Annotated in this window: 15 protein-coding genes and 1 pseudogene; 9 read left to right on the forward strand and 7 right to left on the reverse strand. The window is 61.1% G+C overall.

The genetic code is table 11. From position 1 onward, the window contains the following. Window positions 1-762, reverse strand: a complete 762-nt coding sequence (gene ubiE / locus K7B09_RS11660; RefSeq protein WP_223629638.1) for a bifunctional demethylmenaquinone methyltransferase/2-methoxy-6-polyprenyl-1,4-benzoquinol methylase UbiE — start codon at window positions 760-762, stop codon at window positions 1-3. A 91-nt stretch (window positions 763-853) separates the two neighbouring features. Between ubiE and K7B09_RS11665 the strand changes: the two genes are divergently transcribed. From K7B09_RS11665 to K7B09_RS11675, 3 genes are all read left to right on the forward strand, one after another. After that, the gene (locus K7B09_RS11665) at window positions 854-2,536 is read left to right on the forward strand and encodes a GspE/PulE family protein (RefSeq protein WP_223629639.1); all 1,683 of its coding nucleotides are present in this window, start codon (window positions 854-856) and stop codon (window positions 2,534-2,536) included. 38 nt (window positions 2,537-2,574) lie between these two features. Next, on the forward strand, window positions 2,575-3,381 hold the full coding sequence (locus K7B09_RS11670) for a D-hexose-6-phosphate mutarotase (RefSeq protein ID WP_223629640.1): 807 nt from the start codon (window positions 2,575-2,577) through the stop codon (window positions 3,379-3,381). A 78-nt stretch (window positions 3,382-3,459) separates the two neighbouring features. Next, entirely contained in the window at window positions 3,460-4,176 is a 717-nt protein-coding gene (locus tag K7B09_RS11675) for a hypothetical protein (RefSeq protein ID WP_223629641.1), read from the forward strand. A gap of 61 nt (window positions 4,177-4,237) precedes the next feature. Here the strand turns inward: K7B09_RS11675 and K7B09_RS11680 are convergent, their stop codons facing one another. Beyond that, complete coding sequence (locus K7B09_RS11680) at window positions 4,238-5,173, reverse strand: carbohydrate kinase family protein (protein WP_223629642.1); 936 nt, start codon at window positions 5,171-5,173, stop codon at window positions 4,238-4,240. 233 nt (window positions 5,174-5,406) lie between these two features. On the opposite strand from K7B09_RS11680, the gene K7B09_RS11685 reads away from it, so the two are divergent. From K7B09_RS11685 to rodA, 5 genes and pseudogenes are all read left to right on the forward strand, one after another. Continuing rightward, window positions 5,407-6,450, forward strand: coding sequence for a rod shape-determining protein (locus tag K7B09_RS11685; protein ID WP_223629643.1), 1,044 nt, complete (start codon window positions 5,407-5,409; stop codon window positions 6,448-6,450). 104 nt (window positions 6,451-6,554) lie between these two features. Continuing rightward, a pseudogene (gene mreC / locus K7B09_RS11690) lies at window positions 6,555-7,403 on the forward strand (rod shape-determining protein MreC); the annotation flags it as partial. 77 nt (window positions 7,404-7,480) lie between these two features. Further along, entirely contained in the window at window positions 7,481-7,957 is a 477-nt protein-coding gene (gene mreD, locus K7B09_RS11695) for a rod shape-determining protein MreD (protein WP_223629644.1), read from the forward strand. Further along, window positions 7,954-9,915: a penicillin-binding protein 2 gene (gene mrdA / locus K7B09_RS11700; protein WP_425507863.1), complete on the forward strand. Its 1,962-nt coding sequence runs from the start codon at window positions 7,954-7,956 to the stop codon at window positions 9,913-9,915. Before mreD ends, mrdA begins: the two co-directional genes overlap by 4 nt. Then, a complete protein-coding gene (gene rodA / locus K7B09_RS11705) occupies window positions 9,912-11,039 on the forward strand; it encodes a rod shape-determining protein RodA (RefSeq protein ID WP_223629645.1) in 1,128 nt (375 codons plus the stop codon). Before mrdA ends, rodA begins: the two co-directional genes overlap by 4 nt. On the opposite strand, the gene K7B09_RS11710 is transcribed toward rodA, so the two are convergent. Together K7B09_RS11710 and K7B09_RS11715 are read right to left on the reverse strand one after the other, a co-directional pair. Beyond that, window positions 11,036-12,004: an alpha/beta fold hydrolase gene (locus K7B09_RS11710; protein ID WP_223629646.1), complete on the reverse strand. Its 969-nt coding sequence runs from the start codon at window positions 12,002-12,004 to the stop codon at window positions 11,036-11,038. The two genes, rodA and K7B09_RS11710, sit on opposite strands and share 4 nt — an antisense overlap. A gap of 15 nt (window positions 12,005-12,019) precedes the next feature. Further along, entirely contained in the window at window positions 12,020-14,062 is a 2,043-nt protein-coding gene (locus tag K7B09_RS11715) for a M1 family metallopeptidase (protein WP_223629647.1), read from the reverse strand. A gap of 249 nt (window positions 14,063-14,311) precedes the next feature. On the opposite strand from K7B09_RS11715, the gene K7B09_RS11720 reads away from it, so the two are divergent. Beyond that, window positions 14,312-16,570 carry a carbohydrate binding family 9 domain-containing protein gene (locus K7B09_RS11720; protein WP_223629648.1) on the forward strand — a complete coding sequence of 753 codons (2,259 nt, stop codon included), beginning with the start codon at window positions 14,312-14,314 and terminating at the stop codon, window positions 16,568-16,570. 97 nt (window positions 16,571-16,667) lie between these two features. Here the strand turns inward: K7B09_RS11720 and K7B09_RS11725 are convergent, their stop codons facing one another. The 3 genes from K7B09_RS11725 to K7B09_RS11735 are packed head-to-tail and all read right to left on the reverse strand — an operon-like array spanning window position 16,668 to window position 19,135. Beyond that, window positions 16,668-17,498, reverse strand: coding sequence for a response regulator (locus tag K7B09_RS11725; RefSeq protein WP_223629649.1), 831 nt, complete (start codon window positions 17,496-17,498; stop codon window positions 16,668-16,670). 1 nt (window position 17,499) lies between these two features. Then, complete coding sequence (ftsX, locus tag K7B09_RS11730) at window positions 17,500-18,453, reverse strand: permease-like cell division protein FtsX (protein WP_223629650.1); 954 nt, start codon at window positions 18,451-18,453, stop codon at window positions 17,500-17,502. Next, window positions 18,446-19,135: a cell division ATP-binding protein FtsE gene (locus K7B09_RS11735; protein ID WP_223629651.1), complete on the reverse strand. Its 690-nt coding sequence runs from the start codon at window positions 19,133-19,135 to the stop codon at window positions 18,446-18,448. Before K7B09_RS11735 ends, ftsX begins: the two co-directional genes overlap by 8 nt. Window positions 19,136-19,365: the final 230 nt, after the last annotated feature.

Genomic DNA, 19,365 nt, shown 5'->3' on the forward strand with positions numbered 1-19,365 from the left:
TTACACCTTGTAGCCGGTATGAATGGCCACGATGCCAGCGCTCAGGTTGCGATAACTGCAGCGCGCAAGGCCGGCGGCTTCCATCATCGCTTGCAATTCTGCTTGCGGCGGATGCTTGCGGATGGATTCGGCCAGATATTGATAGCTGTCGGCATCACCGGCAAACAGCTTGCCCAGCTTGGGCAGCACATGAAACGAATGGAAGTCGTAGATTGGCTTGAACCACTGCGCCTGCACCTCCGAAAACTCCAGCACCCGCGCCTGCCCGCCCACTTTCAGCACGCGCTGGATTTCGCGCAGCGCGGCGTCCTTGTCGGTGACGTTGCGCAGGCCAAACGCCATCGTCACCAAGTCGAAACTGGCATCCGGAAACGGCAGGCTCTGCGCGTTGCACTGCACATAGTCAAACCCGCGCACATTGCCGCGGTTGGTCATGCGGTCGCGGCCCACGCGCAGCATGTCACCGTTGATATCGCCCAATACCAGCTCGCCGGTATCGCCCACACGGTCTTTCAGCAGTGCAGCGATGTCGCCGGTGCCGCCGGCCAGGTCCAGCACCCGTGCGCCTCTGCGCACTTGGCAGGTGGCCACGAAGAAGCGCTTCCACACACGATGGATGCCCAGACTCATGGCATCGTTCATCAAGTCGTAGTTGCCGGCCACCGAGGAAAACACCTCGGCCACCAATTTTTGTTTTTCGGCCACCGGCACATCGCGAAAGCCGAAGTGGGTGGTGTCGGACGGGGTCTGTTGCGGGTTCATGGCGGGATTATCGCACCGTCGGGATTGATGGCGATCAATACAGCCCGTGTAATCACGTACAAAATGGGAAGACATCCCATTGGAGTGTCCCATGGTCCCACCACCCAGCGTCACGGCGCCGTTGTTGATCGCCGATGATCCCGCACTGGATCGCTATTTGCTGGACATCCACGGCAAGAACTTTGCGTCGCATGTCGAGAGCGGCGGGGTCGATCTGGCTACTTGGCTGGCCAGCGGCGAAGATGCGGATGAACGCAGCTTCCAAGATGCGCAGCGATTGGGCCTGCCGCTGCTGCGGCTGCCTGATGTAGCGGTGGATTCCGCCACTGCGGCCCTGTTGCCCCCGCAGCAGGCGCGCCGCTTACGGGTGGTGCCAATGCGGCTGCACAACGGGCTGTTGGCGGTGGCGATGGAAGACCCCACCAATGCGGAAGCGTTGGCGGCTGTGGAGTTTGCCACCACCCGCCACGTGTTGCCGCTGGTGGCCACCGGGCGTGGTATTCGCGAAGCTATCGCCCGCTGTTACGACCAAGTGGAAGATCGGGAAACCGTACGCAAGCTGGGGCTTGACCCACTGGCGACGGTAGCGGACAACGAAGCCGAAGCCCGCCGTCTGGCCCGCGAGCAGCCGGTGGTGCGGTTGGTGCACGATCTGATTGCCGATGCAGTGGTGCGGCGTGCCTCCGACATTCATTTGCGTCCCGGTGAACATGCGACCGATGTGCTGTACAGGATCGACGATGAATTGGTGCCGGTACGCAGCCTGATGCGCGCGCTGCATCCGGCCGCAGTCAGCCGAATCAAGGTGTTGGGTGGAATGAATCTGGCCGAACACCGCACCCCACAGGATGGGCGGACCAGCTTCACCTTGGACGATGGCACCCGTGTGGATCTGCGCATCTCCATCTTGCCGACGGTGTTTGGTGAAAGTGCGGTGGTGCGCTTGCTGGATAGCCGGCAAAGCTTATGGGATCTGGATCAGCTAGGGCTGACAGAAGCAGACCGGGTACGGGTGGAAGATGTGATGGCGCGGAGCCATGGCATGTTCCTGACCACGGGGCCCACCGGCTGCGGGAAATCCACCACGCTCTACGCAATGCTGCTGGAGCTGCGCAAGCAACGCATCAATATCCTGACGATTGAAGATCCGGTGGAATTTCATATTGCAGATATTCAGCAGATGCAGGTCAATCGCGCGGCTGGTTTCACCTTTGCCAGTGCGATGCGTAATTTCTTACGGCACGACCCGGATGTGATCATGGTCGGTGAAATCCGGGATCGTGAAACCGCAGGCATCGCGGTGGAAAGCGCGCTAACCGGGCACCTGCTCCTGAGCACACTGCACACCAATACCGCCGCCACCACGGTGACCCGCTTGCTGGATCTGGGAGTGGAGCCATATCTGTTGCGTGCCAGTTTGTTGGCGGTGATGTCGCAGCGCTTGGTGCGCTTGACCTGCCCGCATTGTCGTGAAGTGGAAGATGTGTCGGCGCATATGCGTGAAACCTTGGGCATCCATGCCGCGGAGGTGTTTTATCGCGGGCGTGGCTGCGTGCAGTGCGAAGGTTTGGGGGTCTATGGGCGGCAGGCGGTGTATGAGTTGCTGATGATGACCCCGCGCCTGCGTGAGTTGGTTGTCCCTGGTGCAGAGGCCGATACGATCCATCGGGTTGCAATGGAGGAGGGGATGACGCCGATCACGCAGGCGGCGGTAATCCTGGCGCGCAGTGGCGCGATTGCACTGGCCGAAGCATGGCGGGTGCGTGCGGACTGACGATGCCGCCGTGTGCGACACTGGCAAGCATGCATGCCATGCCCATCACCGCTTTCGATACGCAATGTATTGCCCTGCACGCGGAAGGTGCCAGCGCCTTGGTTGCTCTACATGGTGCGCACGTCTTGTCGTGGATCCCCGCCGATGGGCGAGAGCGATTGTTCCTGTCCAAACGTACTGTCTTCGATGGGAGGGCGGCGATTCGTGGCGGTATCCCAGTGATCTTTCCGCAGTTTGGTGAGCGCGGGGCATTGCGCAAGCACGGGTTTGCCCGCAACTGCGGGTGGCGCTTCATGGGTGTGGAGTGCGGTGCGGCCGTATTCGAGCTGCGCGGTGATGGTGATGTGCATTGGCCATATCCTTTCGTGGCCTGCCTGCGAATTGGCCTGACCGCCACACGGCTCGCGGTGACACTGGAAATCGAAAATACCGGCGATACGGCGTTCGCTTTCACCGCTGCGCTGCATACCTATCTGGGCGTGGGCGACATCGCGCAGGTGCGCGTGGAAGGTCTGCAAGGTTGCGACTACGAAGACAGTGCCAACGGTGGCACCTTGCATCGGCAAAGTGATTATGCGGTGGCATTTGTGGACGAAACCGACCGCATCTACAGCGATGTGGTGGCGCCGCTCACATTGGTCGATGGCACCCAGCGCCTTGGCATCGAACAGCAAGGTTTTACCGATGTGGTGGTATGGAACCCGGGCGCGCGTCTGGCCTCCGGGATTGCAGATTTGGAGGCCGGCGACTGGCAGCGTTTTGTCTGCATCGAGGCCGCGCAGGCGGCGCAGCCGGTGCTGTTGCAGGCGGGTGAGCAATGGCAAGGTCGGCAGCAGCTGGGTTGATATTACGGTGGCAGGGTGCGCTGGATGTGCGGGCGTGTTGAAATACTGGCTTGCCGTTTTGTTGCACAGAGAATTCCAATGAAATCCATTGCGATTGCGTTGTGTCTGGCCCTGAGTGCTTGCAAGGGTGAAGATCCGGAGGCCGCCGGCAAGGCTGCCGCCGCACAGAAAGCCGCGCAAGAACAGGCAGCAGGGGTGATGGAAAAGCAGTTTGAAGACGCGGTGGCCGCACATAACTGGCGCTTGGCCAAGGGTTATGGCGAAGTCCTGCAGGTCGATCACCCCACCACCGATGCGGCAGCGCGGGTCAAGGATCAGCTGGGTGATGTGCGTGCCAAGGCCGAGGCCGAAGCCCAGCAGCAACGTTTGGCGGCGCTATGGGATTATGGTGATGAGTTGGTTAAGCCCAATGGGCACCAACTGTCGGCGGCGATTTATTCGCAAGAGCCGGTGGACACCGATGGTGGTGGTGCCCATCCGATTCGTTTGATTTTTCGCGATCACCCCAGCTGGGGCCGCAGCGCTTATCTGGTGTTGCAGGCGGGTGATTTCGACTGTTATAGCGGCTGCAAATTGAAGGTCACACTGGATGGCAAAGTGGTGAGCTTGCCCGGCTCACGGCCGAAGACCGACGAGGCCATCGCGATGTTTGTTGATGACCACAAAGCGTTGTGGAAGCTCGCTAAAACCGGCAAGCAACTGTCCATTGAATTTCCCACCAAAGCCGTGGGCAAACGCACCGCGCAGTTTGAGGTGAGTGGTTTGCAGTCAGAAAAACTGCCGAAGTGGAATTGAGCTTGCTCAATCAGGGGCGGAAGACATCAGGCATGCTTGATGTCTTCCATCCACGCTTGCCTTATGTCAGCGCGTACCCAAACTGCTGGCGGAATTGTTCGGCAAATTCGTCGTAGTCGAAACGCTGGTTCTGGGTGCCGGGGTGCTCCACCTTGAGTGCGCCCATCAGGTTGCCCAGGCGGCCAATGGTCATCCAGTCATAGCCTTTTTCGATGCCGAAGATCAGCCCGGCACGGAATGCATCGCCGCAGCCGGTGGGGTCGGTGACGCGGCGTTCATGCGCTGGCGGCACTTTGTGCAGTTGGCCATCGGCATGGATCTCGGCACCTTTGGGGCCGCGCGTGACGATGTAGGCCTTGACCTTGCCGGCGATATCTTGTGCGCTCCAGCCGGTGCGCTCCTGCAGTAAGTTGGATTCGTAGTCGTTGACCGTCACGTAGTCAGCCTGGGTGATGAAGTTGCGCAATTCTTCACCGTTGAACAACGGCATCGCCTGGCCGGGATCGAAGATGAAAGGAATGCCGGCGGCGTGGAACTCCGTCGCGTTTTGCAACATGCCCTCGTAGCCGTCGGGGCTGACGATGCCGATGCTCACGTTCGGCACGTCCTTCACGTGATTCTCATAGCTGCGCATCATCGCGCCGGGATGAAAGGCGGTGATCTGGTTGTTGTCCAGATCGGTGGTGATGAACGCCTGCGGGGTGAATAGCTCGTCGATGGCTTTCACATGCGCAAGGGTGATGCCCTGTTCGTTGAACCATTCGCGATATGGACCGAAATCGCCGCCGACGGTGGCCATCGGGATGGGATCGCCACCGAGTAGTTTAAGGTTGTAGGCGATATTGCCGGCGCAGCCACCAAACTCGCGGCGCATGCGCGGCACCAGGAACGACACATTCAGGATATGCACCTTGTCTGGCAGGATATGGTTCTTGAACTGGTCGGGGAACACCATGATGGTGTCGTAGGCCAAAGAACCACAGATCAGGGCAGCCATCGAAGCCTCAACAGGGCGAATGCAAGGCCGCCCATGATACTGCCTGGCTTGCGCTATTGGTTGGGTGCTTGACACCGGGCTGAACGGCACGCACACGATTTCTTGCCCCGAACGGGGGGGCGTTGTTAGGCTAGCAAACTATTTGCTGTCCTCCACGGCGGTTCGGGCCTGTCTCCGACCGTCAGGCTCCGCGTCTCCCCCTCGCGGCCCCTCCTTTTCCGGCACCCATTCGCATGTTCAAGTTCCTCCGGGGCTATTTCTCCAGTGACCTTTCCATTGACCTTGGTACCGCCAACACGCTGATCTATGTGCGTGGACAGGGCATCGTCCTCAACGAACCCTCGGTGGTGGCGGTGCGCCAGGACCGTGGCGGTGGCGCGCGCGCGGTGGCGGCGGTCGGTAGCGAGGCCAAGCAGATGCTGGGCCGCACGCCCGGCCATATGACCACGGTGCGGCCAATGAAGGACGGCGTGATTGCCGACTTCACCTATACCGAAGAAATGCTCAAGCACTTCATCCGCAAGGTGCACAAGAGCCGCTTCCTGCGCCCCAGCCCGCGCGTGCTGGTGTGCGTGCCGGCCGGCAGCACCCAGGTCGAGCGCCGCGCGATCAAGGAGTCGGCGGAAGAAGCCGGTGCGCGCGAGGTCTACCTGATCGAGGAGCCGATGGCCGCGGCGATTGGTGCCGGCATGCCGGTGACCGAAGCGCGTGGTTCGATGGTGGTGGATATCGGCGGCGGCACCACCGAAGTGGCGGTGATCGCGCTGAATGGCATCGTGTATTCGCAGTCGGTGCGCATTGGTGGCGACCGTTTCGACGAATCCATCATCGCCTACGTGCGCCGCCATCACGGCATGCTGATTGGTGATGCCACCGCCGAGCGGGTCAAGATGGAACTGGGCAATGCTTACCAGCAACAGCTGGTACGTGAAGTGGAAATCTCTGGCCGCCATTTGGCGGAAGGCGTGCCCAAGATCATCACGATCAATTCCAACGAAGTGTTGGAAGCGCTGCGTGAGCCGCTCGCGGGGATTGTTTCGGCGATTCGCTTGGCGCTGGAACAGACCCCGCCGGAGCTGTGCGCCGATGTGGCCGAGCGCGGCATCGTGCTGACCGGTGGCGGTGCACTGCTGCGCGATGTGGACAAGCTGATTTCAGAGGAAACCGGCCTGCACGTGCAGGTCGCCGATGACCCGCTGACTTGCGTGGCACGCGGTGGCGGGCGTGCGCTGGAGTTGGTGGATATGCATGGCAACGAGTTCTTTGCACCCGAGTGACCGTGTTCGCCGGGCGGATGCGTGCGTGATGTGCACATCCGTGTTGCCCGCAAAAGTGGGCGGATCTTGCTACTTTCACCGCTGCTTTCACCGACGCCACCACCGTGCCCAGCCCCGCCAGTTCCCCTGCTGCCCGTCCCGGTGAAGTCGCCGGTGTGTTGCGGTTGCTGGTGTTTCTGATTCTGGCCACTGCCTTGATGGTGTTGGATCATCGCGGCGGCTGGTTACGCAGCCTGCGGGTGCAAGCCGAGGCGGTGGTGCAGCCGTTGTGGTGGCTGGCCGGGCAACCGGCGCGGATTGGCACGGTCTTGCGCGAAAACGCGGTCACCCATGTGCAATTGGCCGATGACAATGCGCGGCTGCGCCAAGCCCTGTTGTTGACCGAAGCCCGCAATGCTCGATTGCGCACCGCAGCGGCTGAAAACGCGCGCCTGCGCGGATTGTTGGACAGCGCCGAGCGTGCGCGGTTGGATGTGCAATTGGCAGGGGTCCTGGATCTGGATCTGGACCCCACGCGCCAACGCCTGATACTGGACGCTGGCAGCAACAGCGGTGTGCGCGTGGGGCAAGCAGTGATTGATGCCGGCGGGTTGATGGGGCAAGTGATTGCGCTGACCCCCACTACTGCCACCGTGCTGCTGTTGACCGATCCCGACCACGCCGTGCCGGTGATGGTGGCACGTACTGGCGTGCGCTTGATGGTGTATGGCACTGGCCGCAGTGATGCGCTGGAATTGGCCGATGTGCCGCTGTCGGCGGATGTGCGCACCGGAGATGTCCTGTTGACCTCGGGTCTGGGTGGGCGCTTTCCGCAAGGGTTTATGGTCGGTACTGTGCAAGCCTTGCGCGCCGATGATAGTCGTGCCTTCCTCAGGGCCGATGTGCGGCCCGCGGCCCAGCTCGATCGTGGCCGTGATGTGTTGCTATTGCGCGGTTACAAGCCGGTGGCAGTGCAAAGCGTACCCAAACCGCCGGCGTCCAATGTGGTCGTGCCCAGAACGACGAGTCAGCCGACCCGGTCCCCTGCGTCATGAGCCGCCAACGCAATGGCTGGGTGTTGCCGGTCAGCTTGTTGCTGGCCTTGTTGCTGGGGGTGGTGCCGTTGCCGGATTGGTTGCAACCGTTGCGGCCGTACTGGTTGGCGCTGGTGCTGGCGTACTGGCTGCTGGAAGTGCCTGATCGAGTCGGACTGGGTGTGGCATTTGGGCTCGGGCTACTGGCAGATCTGGCGTTTGGCGGATTGCTGGGCGAGCAGGCGCTGCGGCTGGTGGTATTGGCCTTCATCATGGAACGGTTTAGGCCACGCCTGCGGTTTTTCCCGATGTCGCAGCAAGCATTGACGCTGGGCGTGCTGTTGCTCAACGACCGCGTGATCAGCGGCGTGGTCCATGTGGTGATGGGGGTGCCACAACCAGCCCCTGCCTATTGGCTGGCACCGCTGCTGGGCATGCTGTTGTGGCCGCCGCTGCATCTGTTGCTGGACAGCCTGCGTCTGCGTCGACAATGAAGGTCCGTGCCCGCCTGATCAAAGACCACATCGCCGAAGCTGCGCAGTTTCGCTGGCGCGCGCTGGTGGGTTTTGTCGCAGCGTTGCTGGGACTGGCCGGATTGGGTGCTTGGTATTTCCATCTGCAAGTGGTGCAGCACGATTTGTACGCCACGCGATCGGAAAACAACCGCTTGCGATTGGTGCCGGTGGCCCCGGCACGTGGCTTGATCTACGATCGCAAAGGTCGCATTTTGGCCGACAACATCGCCACTTGGCGGTTGGATGCGGTGCCCGAGCGCGCCGGGGATGGCGTGGCCTTGTTGGCCAGTTTGCAAGGTGTGGTAGCGCTGGATGGCGAGCAGCAAGCACGCTTTCTGCGCGAGTACAAGTCGGCGCGCCCATTCAAGCCAGTCAGCCTCAAACTGCGTATCAGTGACGACGAGGCCGCACGCTTTGCGGTCAACCGCTGGCGCTTCCCGGGTGTGGATTTGGTGCCGTACCTAGGGCGGGTGTACCCATATGGCGCACTGTTCTCGCATGTGGTGGGCTATGTCGGACGCGCCGATGAAAAAGATCTGGCGGGATTGGGGGATGCCGGCGGTGCATATACCCATGTTGGCAAGTCCGGTCTGGAGCGCTATTACGAAGCGCAGTTGCGCGGCAAGCCCGGCTACCGGCGGTTGGAAACCAATGTGGCGGGGCGTACCGTGCGAACGTTGGACACGGTACCGGCCACACCCGGCACCGATTTGCGGCTGTCGATCGACGCCGACTTGCAGCAAGCGATGACCGATGCCTTCGGTGAGTTGGAGGGCTCGGCAGTGGCGGTCGATCCGCGCACCGGCGAGATCTTGGCGATGGTCAGCCTGCCCACCTTCGACGCCAACCTGTTCGTCAATGGCATCAGTCACGCAGATTTCGAAGCACTCAACAACAACCCTTCGCGGCCACAGTTCAATCGCGTGGTACTAGGTGGCGTTGCCCCCGGTTCGACGGTCAAGCCAATGCTGGGGCTGGCCGGGTTGGATAGTGGCCTGCGGCGTCCGGAAGACAAGATTTTATCTACCGGCATGTTCTACCTGCCCGGACAAAAACGTGGCTATGGCGACTCCCACCGGGGTGGCCACGGCTTGACCGATTTGCGCAAATCCATTTACGACTCGGTCAATACCTACTACTACAAACTGGCTCTGGATATGGGTATCGCCCGGGTTGACCAGTACATGGGGCACTACGGATTTGGCCGGCCGACTGGCGTGGATTTGGCTGGCGAAATTGGCGGAATCTTGCCCTCACCCGAGTGGAAGGCGAAAAACGCGCCCAAGCAAGGCAAATGGTACCCCGGCGATACGGTGATCACCGGCATCGGTCAAGGCTTCTGGAAAGTCACCCCATTGCAACTGGCACAGGCCACCGGTGGTTTGGCAAGTGGTTGGCTGCGGCCACCACATCTGGTGAAAGACATGCGCGCCGATTTCGATGCGCCGTGGCAACCGGTACCGCTGAAACCGGCAGTGCGCATGACCAATAACCCGGCGCATCTGCAAGCAGTGCGCGAGGGCATGATCGGCACCGTGCATGGCCCGGGCACCGCCACCAATATCCGCCCGGGCCTGACCTATTTGATCGCCGGTAAAACCGGTACCGCGCAGGTCGTCAGCCGACGCGGAGATGCCGCCATCAATCCGCGCAACCTGCCCATGCATCTGCGCCATCGCGCATTGTTTATCGCGTTTGCGCCGGCCGATGCGCCGACCATTGCGATCGCGGTGGCGATTGAAGGGGGTGGTTACGGGGCTTCCACGGCGGCGCCGATTGCACGCAAGGTGTTTGATGCGTGGTTGCTGGGTAAAAAGCCAATCCCGCCGGTACCGGAGGCGGGGGTTGTGTCAGCTGCAACCGCGCCACCGGATTTTTCCAATGTGCGCGGCAGCCCTGATGCCCAACCGCCAGCACCGGAGGAGCCTGCGCGATGAAATTCCTGTTGCGATGGTTGTTGGAATTGTTGCTGCGTTTTACCCGCAGCCTCGACCTGCCGATGCTGGCCGTGTTGTTGGCCTTGATGGTGATTGGCTTGGCCACCCAATACAGCGCCAGCAATGAGTCCGTGCGTGGCGTGACGATGCAGGGCGCGTTCTATTTCGTCGGCTTGCTGGCGTTATGGGTGAGTTCCAGAGTCCCCATGCACCTGCTCAAACAAGCCACCCCGGCCATTTTTGTATTGTCGTTGGTGCCGATGGTGCTGGTGCTGTTCATCGGTGGCGGAAAGTACGGTAATCACTGGATCAAGCTCGGATTTTTCAATGTGCAGCCAGCCGAGCTGTGCAAGCTCAGCCTGCCGATGATGCTGGCCTGGCATTTCGATCGTTTCCGCCTGCCGCCACGCTTCATGGTGCTGCTGGGTGGGGTGGCGATCATCGCACTGCCGGTAGGCTTGACCCTGTTGCAGCGGGATTTGGGCACCGCCGTGCTGATCATGGCCACCGGCGTGTTTGTGCTGTTTCTGGCCGGTACCTCATGGTGGTGGTGGGGAGCCGCGGCAGTGTTGGGCGGCGGCGGGTTTGCGTTTGCCAAGCTGGCACCGATCGAATGGCTGTCGTTCCTGCGCCCCTATCAACAAGACCGTATCCTGACCTTCCGCAATCCCGACAACGACCCGATGGGCGCGGGCTGGAACATCCTGCAATCGCAAATCGCCATCGGCGGCGGCGGCATGACCGGCAAGGGCTGGGGCCAGGGCACCCAATCGCATCTGAATTACCTGCCCGAGCACACCACCGATTTTGCGTTCTCGGTATTGTCCGAGGATTTTGGCTGGGTTGGCGTAATGGTGGTGCTGGCGCTGTATGTATTCCTGATCGGACGGTGTTTGTGGATCGCTGCGGATTCGCGCGATGGCTATGCGCGGATGCTGGCGGGTGCGATTGGTTTATCGTTATTCGTGTATGTGATGGTCAACGGCGGCATGATTTCCGGCCTGTTGCCGGTGGTGGGTGTACCGATGCCGTTAATCAGCTACGGCGGCACATCGGCGGTCACCATATTGCTGGGTTTCGGCGTGGTGATGGCACTACGCGCGCACAGGCCGGTGCATCGCTAAGTTGTGCTGTTGGTGGTGATCAGGCGAGTCACCGCAAGCGCAACTTCATGCGGGTGTTCCGCAATCGACATATGCCCGCAATTGTCCAGCAGTACTTGTTCGGCTTGCGGGATTTGTGCGGCGTATATCGCCATTGCACTGGGGTCGATCACCGCGTCTTGTCGCCCCCACAGCAACAGGGCAGGTTGGTGGATCTGCGAGGCCTCTGCACCGGGCAACATCGCGTCATCGGTACGCCCGATTTTTTCCAATACCGACTGTTCGAAATCAGCATCATTGCGGCGCTGCTGGATCAGAGCACTCGACGCTGGCCACGGGATCCATGGCTTGGCATCGGCGCAATGAAACACGGTATCGATGTAGCGCCGCAACGATGCGGCATCACTGACCGCAAACGGATTCTCGCCGGCCAACACCGCAAGCCCAAAGTGATTGTCGGCAAATCGCACGCCAGCAGCATTGAACAGGCCCACGCGGGCAATCTGTTGCGGGTAACGCGCCGCCACCAACGCAGCAATGCCCCCCCCCATCGAATGCCCCAGTAAAACCACCGGCTGTTGCGGTGACAGCGCCGCGATCAAGGCAGCCACATGCGCGGCCTGTTCGGCAAACCCGTACACCGCACCGGGCTTGCGCTCGGACTCGCCCCAACCGGGTAAATCCGGGATCAGCAAGCGATAGCGGGTGTCCAATACTCGCGCCAGCGGGTACCAATTTTCCTTGCTGCCGGTGAAACCGTGCAGCATCACCACGGTGAGGGCGTCGCCAGCTTCGCCCTCGCGGCTGGCATACACCCAACGATGCCCTGCCGCAGTGACCGTTGCGCGTCGAAGGCCTGCGGCGCGGCGCAGGCGCGTGAATTCGGCGCGAATCAGCCACCAGCGCTGGCGCCACAGCAAGATGGCGGCAATCGCCACCGTGCTGGCCACGGCGGCAGCGATGACGCCACCGTGCAGGGTCAACATCAGGCAAACACCGGCTTACTTGCTGGCAGGTGCCGGCTGCACCGGTGGCTTGGCCGGGTCTTCGATCATCGGTGCCTTGACCGGGCCACCCACCACGGCAGGTTTGTCTGCAGAAGGTGCCGTCGCGGCCGGGTGCATGTGTCTGGCGGTGTCCAGGATGGTTTGCACGGAACCTGCGGTAATCGGGTGCGAGCCGGGCTTGGCCTTGGCGAACGCTTGTTCGGCAAACGCCAATCCATCCGGCGTCACCACCAGCGCTTTGTAGATCGGCAGAATCAATTTGCGCCGGCCCACACGTTCGATGAACTTGCCCATTTCTTCGCGCGCCGCGGTATAGCCACTGCGTTCTGTCAGCGGATACCAGCGCATCGCGATTTCGCCGTTGGGCGTGCCGGTGAAGTGATAGGCTTCATCCAGTTGGGTCAGCTGTTCGGGCTTGAGCGTAGCCGGCATCGATTCCAGAAAGTGCACCCATTCCTGTGTGCTCCATGCACCGGTGATGCTCTTGTCGGGCAATTTGGCACTGCCCTGCCACGCAATCCGCGCCGCATTGACGGTGGCAAACTTGCCTGATTCCACCCGCGGTGCATTGCCCGGAATGCCCGGTTCATACAGCCACTGGTCGACTTCCTGCATCGTCACCACATTCGGGTGTTTGTCGATCAGATTAGTCTTCAGATAGTCGCGGAATTGCTGGGTGGTGATGCTCTGGAACGAGAAGTGGTTGAAGTAGCTTTTCAGCCACGGATCGAACACCTCACGGCCAAAACGCTTCTCCAGAAATTCGAGGAACCACGCGCCCTTGGTATAGACCGTCGCGCTGGACTGGTCATCCGGATCGGCCAGCGTGCCGGGTTTGAGCGAGAGCCGTTGCAGCTTGGGGTCGAGGGTCTTGAATTCGGCCTTCAATTCGTCGCGGTCGATCACTTCTTCCATGTCGGCCATGTCGCGGCCATACAGCGCTTCGGTGATGCGGCTTTGCACATAGGTGGTGGTGCCTTCGTTGAGCCAGCTGTCCTTGTCGGTGGCAAACGTCACCAGATTGCCCGACCAGCTGTGCGCCAACTCGTGCGCCACCAGCGACACCAGGGATTTATCCCCCACGATCACGGTGGGCGTGGCGAAGGTCAGGCGTGGGTTTTCCATGCCGCCGTACGGGAAGGTGGGTGGCAGCACCAGCAAGTCATAGCGGCCCCAGCGATACGGCCCGTATAGGCCTTCCGCGGTGGTGATCATTTTTTCGGTGTCTTCAAACTCGTGCTCGGCCTTGTCCACCATCGCCGGTTCCGCCCACACGCCGCTGCGTGCGGAGATCGGCTTGAACACCAAATCACCGGCCGCAATCGCCAGCAAATACGACGGAATCTTTTGCGGCATCTTGAAGCTGTAATCGCCATCGCGCACCGCGTTGGGGTCGTTGTCGGCGCTCATCAACACCATCGCGTCTTTCGGCGCGGTGATGTGCGCGCTGTAAGTGAAGCGCACCTGCGGCGTGTCTTGCAGCGGCACCCACGAACGTGCGTGGATTTGCTGCGACTGGCTGAACATGAACGGCTGCTGCTTGCCTTCGGTCATCGCCGGTGCCAGCCATTGCAGGCCAGAAGCATCGGGCGATGTCACATAGGTGACACGCACCTTGGCCGGGCGCGACGGAGTTTCGATGGTGAGTGCGCTGCCCAGGATCTTGTCTTTGTCCGAGAGCACAAATTTCAGCGGCATCCATGTGCCATCGCTGCCGAGTGCTTCGGCTTTGGCGATGGTCAGATCACGCGTGTCCAACACCAGTTGCGTGGCGGTTTTGTCCAACCAGTCCAGCGTGTAGGTTGCGCTGCCGCTGAGTTCTTTCTTGTCGAAATCCAGCGCCAGATCCAGTGCGATATCGGTGATGCGCACTTTCTCTGGCTGCGCGTAGGAATGCTCATCCACCACTCTCTCGACGCTGGCGGCAGGCCCGGCCTGTGCTTGGGTTGCAGATTGCGGGGCTTGATTGCCTTGGCAGCCACTGGCAACCAAGCCGAGCGCGGCGGTGATGGAGACGCTGAGAATTAGCTGGCGCATGGGCACAATCCGGTAGCGGAAATGCCGAGTTTATCGCCGCTGGCAGGTATTCGTCGCATTCGCCTTGTCGGCAAGCCCCCCTGCCGGTTGTCATGACCGCCTTCGGCACTACCCCGTAGCCAGGCGCAAACGCAGTGTGGATGCCCGCAAAACACTCCGGATGCGTGGCCGCCCCTGCCATCAGTCATGGCAACCCTGCGCGCAAGCGCCGCATCCGATTGAACACTCGATCTGGTTTGGAGAATCCGCTTGAAACTGCATGCACTGACCGCTGCCTTGTTGTTGTGTTGCCCGTTCGCACAAGCAAAAAAAGCACCCCAAGCGGTGACGGCTGTCGATCCCGAAGTGGCCATTGCTGGGGGGCGGATTCCACTGTTGCAAGGCGACATCAGCATCGATGGCAAGCTCGACGATGCCGCATGGCAAGGCGCGCTGGTGCAGGAGATTGCCTATGAAATCCAGCCAGGTGACAACAGCCCCGCACCGGTCAAGACCACGGTACGGATTGGCTACACCACTGACGCGTTGTATGTCGCTTTTCATGCACTGGACACCGACCCCTCCAGGATTCGTGCCCATCTGGGTGATCGTGATACCGCGTTCAATGACGATTGGGTGGGCGTGTTCCTGGATACCTTCAACGACCATCGCCGTGGCTACGAACTGATCGTCAATCCACTGGGCGTACAGGCCGATCTGATTCGCGATGAGACCAATGCCGACAACCAGGAAGACCCGAGCTGGGACGGGATGTGGCAAAGCGCTGGCCAGCGCACCGCCGATGGATATGACGTTGAAATCAGGATTCCGTTTTCCACCCTGCGCTTTCCTGCCGGTGGCAGCGATCAGCATTGGGGCATCTCGCTGTTTCGCAACTGGCCGCGTGACAAGCGCCATCAACTGGCCAGCCACAAAGTCCCGCGTGACTCCAAATGCTTCCAATGCGAATGGGGCCAATACGAGGGCATGGCCGGCGTACATCAGGGCCGCAATCTGGAAGTGGTACCCACGCTGACGGTGGGCAAAACCCAAACCCGGGATACCGCCGGTGCGCGCTGGGACAGTGGCAAAACCAATATCGAGCCGGGGCTGGATGTGAGCTGGGCACCGTCGCCGGCAATGACCTTGAACGCCACCCTCAATCCGGATTTTTCACAGGTTGAAACTGACCAATTGCAGCTCAATTTCAATGATGGCTTTGCGCTGTTCTACCAGGAAAAGCGCCCGTTCTTTCTGGAGGGTGCGGACTATTTCAGCAGCCAGTTCAATGTGCTCTACACCCGCCAGATTGCCGATCCGGATTTTGGTCTGCGCCTGACCGGCCGCAGCAGTAGCGGCGCGTATGGTGCCATCGTGGCGCGTGATGCCACCACCTTGCTGTTGGTGCCGGGTGTGCAGGGCTCCGCCTTCGAGCAGTTGGATCAAACAGCCAGCGTTGTGGTCGGCCGCTATCGGCATGACTTCAACAAGCAATTGAGCGTGGGTGTGATCGGCACCTTCCGCCGTGGCGATGACTATGCCAATAACGTGGCGGGGGTCGATGCACGTTGGCAGCAAGGCCCGCACACCGCATCAGCGCAGTTTTTGCACAGCCAGTCCGAATACCCGGCCAGCATCGTGGATGGTTATAAGGATGAATTGGGCAACGATGCCACGCCGTCCGGCAATGCGTGGCGCGCCCAGTATGCATTCAGCAACCGCAACTGGAATCTCACCGCGTGGCATATGGCGATCAGCCCGGGCTTCCGTGCGGATTTGGGGTTCATGGGCCAGGTAGGCTACGAAAAATCACTGCTCGGCGGCGGCCACAATTGGTATCGCGATGACAAGGCGTTCAACCGCATCAATGTCTATGCCGACTTCGACATCACCCATCGCTTTGATGGGCAGTTGCTGGAGCGCGAATTGGAAGGCAAGGTCAACGTGCAAGGACCCATGCAAAGTGGGCTGACCCTGCACGCATTGACCCGCTCGCGGTTTTGGAAGGGCAGGTTGTTTGATGAGCATTACGCTGATTTCAGCGGCAGCTTCCGGCCACTCGGCAACGTGCAGGTGGGCATGAATCTGCAAGTGGGGACGCTGCTGGATTTGACTGCCGAAAAAACCGGCCGGCGCAGCATGCTGGAAGTCTTCGGCAATGCCGAACTGGGGCGCGGGGTGGCACTGAATTGGGATGTGGTTTTGCAGCGCATGCGCCGTGATGGCGGTATCGCCTTCACCGCCAAGGTGCTGAACGCCGGCGGCAGCTGGCAATTGGATCCGCATCAACGCCTGCGGCTGACCTTGCAAGGTAGCCAGATTCAACGCGATCAGGCGTTGTATGTGGATACCGTCAACCAGCGCGCGCGCGACTGGGCGGCGCAGGTGGTGTATTCGTACAAACTTAACCCGCACACGGCGTTGTATGCAGGGGCTGCGTATGGCGCGTTCATGGACGATGACCACCACGAGCTGTTCGGCAATACGCGCAGCGTATTTTTGAAGATGAGCTACGGCTGGCAGCCGTGAGTCTGCACCGATAGGTCGCACGCATGGCGTGCCCGTACGGGAAATCCGAAGCCCCGCAGGCGCGGCCCTTGGCCGCGCCCACCGTGGCGACACAGCATCATCCCAACTTCGACAACCGCAACTGGAACAGCACCTTGGTCACCAACAGGCGTTCTTCGATGGGTTTGAGCACCAGGTCATTGGCGCCCTCGCGCAATAGCGCGGCCTGGTTATCGCGATTATCGTCGCCGGTCATCATCACCATCGGCAATTTGCGTTTGCCATAGCGGAACGCGGCACGAATCTGGTTGAGTAGATCGCGGCCACTGAGCAGGCCTTTCAGATATACATCGCTGAGGATCAGGTCGGCACCCACGTCACCATCGCTGCGGCCGATGTATTTGTGCAAATGATCCAGCGCTTCCTCCACGCTGACCACATGCAGCACTTGTAGGGATTGCCGCTCCAGCATGCGCTTGGTAGCCACCGCAACCACCCGGCTATCTTCCACGTACAGTACACGCGCACCGTCGATGGGGGCGGGTTGCACATAGCCACGAATGAACGCGGCCAAGGCTTCTTGCCCCAGCGATTTGTCAAAGTAGTCGGTGATATCTTCGGTGAAAGCGCGGGTTTCCAATGCTTCCTGCGCATTGCCGGACACCACGATCACGGGGACATACGCTTGGCCCGCAGCTTCGCGCACCACCCGTGCCAGCGCCAAGCCATCACCATCGGGCAACACCAGTGCGGTGGTGACCAGATCCACGCTGCCCTCGGCCAGGGCGGCACGCGCCTCGGTCAATCCGGCGCAGCCCACCACATCGGCGCTGGGCAACTCCTTGCGCAGAGTGTCGCCAATCAGTTTGCGTACCAGCTTGCTGCCATCGACCACCATTACCCGGGGGGCGTCGCTGACGACATGGCGCAGATCGTGCTTGTCCGCCATTTCATGCCCTCCTTGGACGGTTTTGCCGCAATTGGTGGCCGGTGACCAGCCCAGCCCCCAGCCAGCCTAACAGGCTGGCCCCCACCAGTACGGCGGCAATCGCCAATGGGTCTAGCCCCTGCAATGCGAAGCGACTGCCGTAGCGTGAGGCCAGATCGGCCAGTGGTTGCCGTAGCGCCCATTGTGCCGCAGTCAGAATTGCCAGCGCCAAGCCGCCTGCGGCAAGCCCGTACCACGCCCCCAGATACAGGAAGGGGCGACGCACAAATCCATCACTGGCACCAAGAAGTTGCAGCACACCGATCTCCTCGCGGCGCGACTGGATATCCAGCCGCACGGTATTGCCCACCACCAACAGTGCGCCCAAGCCCAGCAGCACAGCCAGGACTTGCACTGTACGCAGGGCAAACGCCAGCCATGCCTGCAAGCGGCCGCGCCATTGGGCGTCAAATTGCACGCGGTCGGTCTCGGGCAGGGCTTGTGCGGTGGTGATCAGCGCGCTGATATTTCCTGTGCGCGGGGTCACTTGCAACACGGGCGGCAATGCAGCGCGAGCGGCATCCGCACCCAGAATGTCGATGGCCGCGGCCAGATCTTCGCGCTTTTGCATGTCCGCCAGTGTTTGCTCGGGGCTGATGGTTACGACCTTTGCCACATCCGCACGCTGCTGCAGGGAGTGCACTACGGCTTGGGTCTGTGCGACGTCGGTACCGGGTTTCAGGTACAGCGTCACGCGATGGCTGGCATCCACCTGTCCACTCAGGGTGGCCACATTCTGCAGGACCAGCCACAGCCCCAGCGGCAGGGCCAGCGCCAGTGCCATCACCGCAATCGTCAGACAGCTGGCCCACGGCGTGCGCAACATCCGGCCGAGGCTGGCGGTCAGGCTGAAGCCGTGATGGGCAAGCCACGCGCCGATGCGGCTGGAATGGGTGGCAGTGCTGCGCTCATTCATCGACCAGATCCTCCGGTGCGATGTCATCTTGCAGGCGGCCTTTGTCCAGCACCAACACCCGTTTGCGCATGTGCTTGACCAGCCGTAAATCATGGCTGGCTACCAACACGCTGGTGCCGCGTTCGGGCAGCGAGGCAAACAGGCCCATGATTTCGGCCGATAAACCCGGATCCAGATTGCCGGTGGGTTCGTCGGCAATGAGCAGGGCGGGCTCGGCGACCACCGCCCGCGCAATCCCCACTCGTTGCTGCTCGCCGGCTGACAGTTGCGAGGGCAGGGCCCGTTCGCGTGCGGCCAGGCCGAGTTTGTCAAGGATGCTGCGCACCCGCTTGTTGATTTCGACGCGCTTCATTCCGCGCAGCACCAATGGCAGCGCCACGTTGTCGGCGACGCTGCGGTCCATCAGCAATTGGTGGTTTTGATACACCACACCCAATTGGCGGCGATGTCCGGCGATGCCGCCACTGCGCACCTTCAGCAGGTTGCGATCATCAAACAGCACCGCACCGCGGCTGGGGCGTTCGACCAACTGGATCAATTTCAACAACGTGCTTTTGCCAGCGCCCGAATGGCCGGTGACAAACAGCATCTCACCGGCATCCACCGCAAAGCTCACCTCGGCCAACGCAGTGTGGCCGCCGGGATAGGTCTTGCTGACAGTGTCAAAACGCAGAACCGGCATGGTGGCGATGTGTTCAGGCGTGTGGCGAAGGTATAGCAGTATCGCCCGTTGCCAGCGGAACGGCTAGCGCCGGCCGTCGACACTGGTTAATCGCAGGTGTCCGGCATTGCGCCCCAACCGCGTTGAACGGCGTGCTGCAACGCGCACTGCCGCACTGTGCGCAGCACAATTAATCAAGACAGGGCGCCGCAATGCAGCGTTCAACGTTACAGCTAGGTAGCCAAGGCCCC

This window comes from Thermomonas beijingensis, from assembly GCF_020034655.1.
Taxonomy (GTDB): Bacteria; Pseudomonadota; Gammaproteobacteria; order Xanthomonadales; family Xanthomonadaceae; genus Thermomonas; species Thermomonas beijingensis.